The sequence below is a fragment of the Ornithinibacter sp. genome, from assembly GCF_035443565.1.
GTDB lineage: Bacteria > Actinomycetota > Actinomycetes > Actinomycetales > Dermatophilaceae > Fodinibacter.
In genome coordinates this window covers 1-1413 of sequence record NZ_DAORSO010000360.1, presented here as the reverse complement: position 1 = coordinate 1413, position 1413 = coordinate 1, and the positions used below count along the sequence as shown (strand labels likewise).

The 1413-nt window shown below is 73.8% G+C and carries 1 protein-coding gene; it reads right to left on the bottom strand.

Annotated features, from left to right (window positions below; genetic code table 11):
* Positions 1–10: 10 nt before the first annotated feature.
* The gene (locus PLL68_RS15195) at positions 11–1384 is read right to left on the bottom strand and encodes a cryptochrome/photolyase family protein (protein ID WP_324535541.1); all 1374 of its coding nucleotides are present in this window, start codon (positions 1382–1384) and stop codon (positions 11–13) included.
* Positions 1385–1413: the final 29 nt, after the last annotated feature.

Below are 1413 nucleotides of genomic sequence, written 5' to 3'. Positions count from 1 at the left end.
GTTCCGCGGGTCAGGACTTGGTGGCCTGGAGGCGGTCGAGGGCTTCGATGCGCTCGGCCGCGTGGTCGACGATCCGCGCGGGGTAGCCGCGGGCGTAGCCGTCGGCGACGTCCCACGGCTCGTGCGCCGCAGCACCCGCCACGTGCGCCAGCTCGGGCACCCATCGCCGCACGTAGTCCCCGTCGGGGTCGAAGCGCAGCCCCTGCGTCACGGGGTTGAACACCCGGAAGTACGGCGAGGCGTCCGTGCCCGTACCGGCCACCCACTGCCAGCCGTGGTTGTTCGAGGCGATGTCGCCGTCGATGAGGTGCTCCATGAAGTGCCGGGCCCCGAGCGGCCACCACACGTGCAGGTCCTTGGTGAGGAAGCTGCCCGCGATCATCCGCACCCGGTTGTGCATCCAGCCCTCGGCGAGCAGCTGGCGCATCCCGGCGTCGACGATCGGGTACCCGGTGCGGCCGGCCTTCCACGCCTCGATGGCGTCCTGCGGCTCGTCGTAGCGCATGGCCGACATCTCGGGGCGCAGGTCCTCCCAGGCGGTGCGCGGGTGGTGCCAGAGCACGTCGGCGTAGAACTCACGCCAGGCGAGCTCGCTCTCGTACGTGTGCGCCCCCTTGCCCGACTCCCCCGCCAGCTCGGCCAGCAGCGTGCGCGGGTGCACGACACCGAGTTTCAGGTACGGCGAGAGCCGCGAGGTGCCGTCGAGGTCGGGCCGGTTGCGGTCGTCGGCGTATGCCGTGAGCGCCCGTTCGCGCCACTCGCGCCACCGCGCGAGGGCCGCCTTCTCCCCGGCAGGGGGAAGTTCCGGCAGGCCGGGAGCCTCGAGCGCAGCGGTCACCTCAGCGGTGGCCCGGGGGTCGCTGTCGACTCGCCGCAGGGGGAGCTCTCGCGGGGTGATGGCCGGCGCCGGCCACCCGTGTGCACGCCACGCCTTCGAGAACGGGGTGAAGACCTTGTACGGGTCCCCCGAGCCGTTGACGACCAGACCCGGCCCCACGGCATACGGCGTCCCCGTCTCGACCCACTCGACCCCGGCGGATCGCAGCGTCCCGGCCACGACCTCGTCCCGGCGTCGCCCGGCCGGGGTGGTCTCGCGAGACACGTGCACCGAGGTGGCCCCCACCCGGGCGGCGAGCTCGGGGATGACCGTTCGAGGGGTGCCGTGCAGCAGCGTCAGGGCTCCGTCGTAGGCCTCGTCGGTGGCCTTCAGCGTGGCCGCCAGCCAGGCGCGCCTCGCCGCCCCTCCCCCGTCCCACAGGCGCGGGTCGACGACGAACGCGACCACGAGGTCGCCCCCGGATGCCGTGGCCGCCTCGCGCGCGGCGAGCAGGGCGGGGTGGTCGGCGCGGCGCAGGTCACGGCGCAGCCAGAGGATCGCGGTCATGCGGGGCCTTTCACGACAGGGCGTCGAGC